Annotated in this window: 3 protein-coding genes; all 3 read right to left on the bottom strand. The window is 38.2% G+C overall.

The genetic code is table 11. From position 1 onward, the window contains the following. Positions 1-548 precede the first annotated feature (548 nt). The 3 genes from FTV29_RS14815 to FTV29_RS14805 are packed head-to-tail and all read right to left on the bottom strand — an operon-like array spanning position 549 to position 3,873. The gene (locus FTV29_RS14815; RefSeq protein WP_005093385.1) at positions 549-1,538 is read right to left on the bottom strand and encodes a copper resistance protein B; all 990 of its coding nucleotides are present in this window, start codon (positions 1,536-1,538) and stop codon (positions 549-551) included. Then, on the bottom strand, positions 1,525-3,381 hold the full coding sequence (locus FTV29_RS14810; RefSeq protein ID WP_159138998.1) for a copper resistance system multicopper oxidase: 1,857 nt from the start codon (positions 3,379-3,381) through the stop codon (positions 1,525-1,527). Before FTV29_RS14810 ends, FTV29_RS14815 begins: the two co-directional genes overlap by 14 nt. A 48-nt stretch (positions 3,382-3,429) precedes the next feature. After that, positions 3,430-3,873 (bottom strand): hypothetical protein, encoded by a 444-nt coding sequence (locus FTV29_RS14805; RefSeq protein ID WP_227548249.1) that lies wholly within the window; start codon positions 3,871-3,873, stop codon positions 3,430-3,432. Positions 3,874-4,188: the final 315 nt, after the last annotated feature.

Below are 4,188 nucleotides of genomic sequence, written 5' to 3'. Positions count from 1 at the left end.
AATACCAACGAACAGCCCAAAGAATGATTTCACCTTGAAAGTGCCGACCGTGGAAGGGATTCATCTGCTGTATCTCGAAATAAATAAGATATTTAGCTTATCATGTCAGCCTATTTGCAACAGTGCCGAAAAATTCCAGTATGCCGCATAGCCGCAAAGGGCCGGAATTGACGTAAGCAAATGCGTACAAGATCGGATAAAAACCGTCCCCTTTTTATCCGCAGAAATTGGGGATATTTTCTTACCGGAGAAGGCTGACAACATTGAAGAAAGTTTTAATTTGATTAAGAAACAATCAATTTTATTGGCGGAATATATCAAAACAGTTTAAAAAAAAGCCGACTTGTTTCCAAGTCAGCTTTTCGACATCGTCGAGCATTATCACTATAACACAAGTATCTGATTTTTATATATTTAAAATATACGTTTCGTATAAGCTCTATTATGTTAAATGGGAGGGAGGGAGCAAAATAAGTTAACATTTTGCTTCCGGCCACATTAAGCTAGAGTTTTATTTAAATAAAGCTATTTAGTAATCATTAAATTAATTAAAATCTAAATCTAACACCAGCTCCATATAACCAACCTTTCTCAGAGTTTGATTCTATTTGCCACGACGTTTCATCATTACCTTTTGAATACTCATAGGCAATGTCGATATACGGCATGATCTTTTTACTGATTTCATAGCGAGTTTCAAGCCCTGCGGTTGCACTGCTTAAACCAGTTTTTTTCGCATATTTAGAGTCATCACTAAAGATCGCATCCAACTCTAAATAAGTTTGAATAATCAACTTTTGCGTAATCAGAAAATCACGTTCCGTTTCTAGACTAAAACCCGCATAACTGTCTTCTCCTGCATAGAGATAAGCATCAGTTTCAAAGAAATATGGTGCCATACCATGTAAGCCAATCACTGCATCAACATTTTCTTCGGTGTCTTTGCGATGATCATCGAGTTCAACTTTTTCACTGCGATAACGTGCACCAATCTGTGCATCCCAAAAGTCTGAAATCATACGGCTATATAAAAGTTTGGCATCATAATGTGCATCATGCGATTCTTCTTTATCGGCATGAACTTTAATAAAAACCTTATTTTCATCTGTGCCAATACGGGTTTCAAACTCTGACTTTAAACCGCCTGTGCCATCTTCATTGACAAACCACTTATTATCCACCGTCGTAATCGCATAAATTTGCGCACCGTGTTCTGAGCGATGATCATAATGCGAACTCTGCTGAGTATTCGCATCTGGTACATGATGTAAATGATTAACCGTAGATGTTGCCTGATGTTGTGCATGATTCATCTGACCATGGTTCATTTTCCCCATCATCTGCATGTGTTGTGCATGCTCTTGTGCAGAATGTTGTGAATGATTCATCTCAGACATGGCTTGATGATTCATTGATGGCATATTTTTCCCATTATTCTGAGTAGTTGAATGATGCCCTTCGTGCGCCACACTTAAGGTCGTTAAACTCAATACCGCAACAGAAAAAATCGCTTTCAATACAAAATTAGTGATGTGCATGTTCAGCTCCTTTTTGCTCAGTTACTTGTTGAGTTTGAGTCGAATTTGTACCTTGAATTGGCATTGTAGATACTTGTTCATCGCTAACATTCGCCACGATTAACTTGTTCATCATCCCCGCACTCATGTGATACAACAAATGACAATGGATTGCCCATTCACCCAATTCATCCGCAGTTAATAAAGCCGTAACTGTTTTACCCGGTGGTACGATCAATGTGTGTTTATTTGGCATATCTACCGACTCTTGACCATTCTCCAACTGCATAAACATACCGTGTAAATGCATCGGGTGCGCCATCATACTGTCATTAATAAATTTGATACGGATACGCTCGCCATATTTCACTTTTAACGGCTCAGCATCACTAAATTTTTTACCGTTAATGGTCCAAATATAACGTTCCATAGTACCGCCCAAACGCACGACCAATTCACTGCTGGCTTCACGAGTATCTTTTTGCGGCTCTAATGATTTTAAATCGCTATATTGCAAGGCTTTATTACCTGCAGGTGTAGAGGCATTTGCCCAACCATAAACCACTTGATCATTTTTTTGTGGTTTTACTGCGCTATGCTGTGAATGATCCGTGCCTTTCATATCGCCATGGTTCATTTTCGAATGATCCATTCCTGAATGATCACCACCACCATGTCCCATATCTTCCATAGTCGGTTTTACTGCGCTATGCTGTGAATGATCCGTGCCTTTCATATCGCCATGGTTCATTTTCGAATGATCCATTCCTGAATGATCACCACCACCATGTCCCATATCTTCCATAGTCAAAAGCGAGCGTGGACGTGGCTGAGGCATATGAATGCCGTGTGTCACAGGATTTAGTTCATTGTGTAGCGTACCAATCGCATAACCTGAACGGTCAATTGACTCAGCTTCAATTTGATAATGTCCACCTTTTGGCTCCACAATCACATCATAAGTTTCAGCCGTACCAATACGGAATTCATCTACAGAAATGGGTTTCACAGGCTGACCATCAGCACTAACCACAGTCATTTTCAAGTTAGGAATACGGACATCGTAGAAAGACATCGCAGATGCATTCACAAAACGTAGGCGAATTTTTTCATTCGGTTTAAACATTCCTGTCCAATTTTGTTCAGGTGTTTTGCCATTAATGAGGAAGGTATAACCTGTAACATCCGACATGTCGGTTTTTAGCATACGCATCTGATTCCACATTTTGCGGTCAGACCATGTCGCTTTTATGCCATCACGTTTAACCTGCTTCCAAACATCACCCAAGGTTTCACGCTGATCTTGATAATATTCAGCTGAAATTTTAAGATCTTTCTGAATTTGATCACTGGTTTTTTCATGAAAATCTGACAACATCACCACATAGTCACGTTCAGCTTTTTCATGTGCTGCCAATGGTGTTTTACCTTTTGGATAAATCACAAAAGAACCATATAAGCCGTCTTGTTCCTGTCCTTTAGAATGAGCGTGATACCAATAAGTCCCGCTTTGGCGAATCTTGAATTTATAAACATACTCGCTTTGAGGCTTAATACCGTTAAAACCATTAAATCCTGGTACACCATCCATAATGCCCGGCAACAACAGTCCGTGCCAATGAATAGAAGAATCTTGGTTTTTTAAATTATTTTTCACGCGAATGATGGCTTCATCACCCTCTTCAAACTCAAGCAAAGGCGCAGGAAATTGACCATTTACGGTAATGCGCTTTACAGGCTTTCCAGTTGGGCTGACCACTGCTTCATCAATAACAAGCTGATATTCACGCACTTCGGCAAAAACCAAAGGCGACGATGCAAAACAAATACCTGCTAATAGGTACGAACTAATTTTATGAGACATAACTTAACCTTAATTTTTGAAAAATAAATAAATTTTAAAAAAAATTGGTTAAGTTTTAGGAGGACGTGAAATTTCTTGCCAATACCCATTTAGATATTGGTTGAGGTAATAAAAATTAGGCTGATCTATAGAATAGAAGGTATCTAGGGGATCTAGCGAGCTTTGCAAAGAATGAAGACATGAGATCTGTGTCTGGCAGGATAAGCTAGAACATTCCTGACACTTTTTGTGATCTATATTCTGATTAATAGCTAAATGATTATGGCAATCGGTATTCGTCTGTACTTCGTGATTAATAGCTAAATGATTATGGCAATCGGTATTCGTCTGTACTTCGTGATTAATAGCTAAATGATTATGGCAATCGGTATTCGTCTGTACTTCGTGATTAATACCATGTTGAGTGACTTGCTGTGCTTGATCTAAACAATGATCTTGGCTCATTTCAGTTTGCATATTGATATGCATTATCTTTACTGATGCAACAGACACACTACTCCATCCTATGGCAAAAACCATAAGAAAACAAAACCAAAGTTTTTTGGAGAGATGAGTCAACACGAATGCTATCTAGGAATAGAATTTAATCCAATATATCTTAACGGAATTTCAACTATTTACAACTCAATATAATTTAGTAGTTTCTCTAAAATTAACATAATACACCTTATACGAAACGTGTTTGTTAGAACCCATTTAAAGTGTCTATATTCTCACCAATAAAAATGTCTGGTTTATGATGGTTTTTATCACCATGGACTGGATATAAAATATAGATGCTGATCACTATGTCTGACAAAGAAATTC

Origin of the sequence: Acinetobacter sp. YH12254 (assembly GCF_013417415.1) — a bacterium.
GTDB lineage: Bacteria > Pseudomonadota > Gammaproteobacteria > Pseudomonadales > Moraxellaceae > Acinetobacter > Acinetobacter pseudolwoffii.
The sequence above is the reverse complement of the archived record's forward strand: the minus strand, read 5'-3'. Positions and strand labels throughout refer to the sequence as shown.

Bases quoted from the DNA above. Each gene is read 5' to 3' on its own strand.
- FTV29_RS14815 (WP_005093385.1), bottom strand. From the start codon at position 1,538: ATGCACATCACTAATTTTGTATTGAAAGCGATTTTTTCTGTTGCGGTA.
- FTV29_RS14810 (WP_159138998.1), bottom strand. From the start codon at position 3,381: ATGTCTCATAAAATTAGTTCGTACCTATTAGCAGGTATTTGTTTTGCA.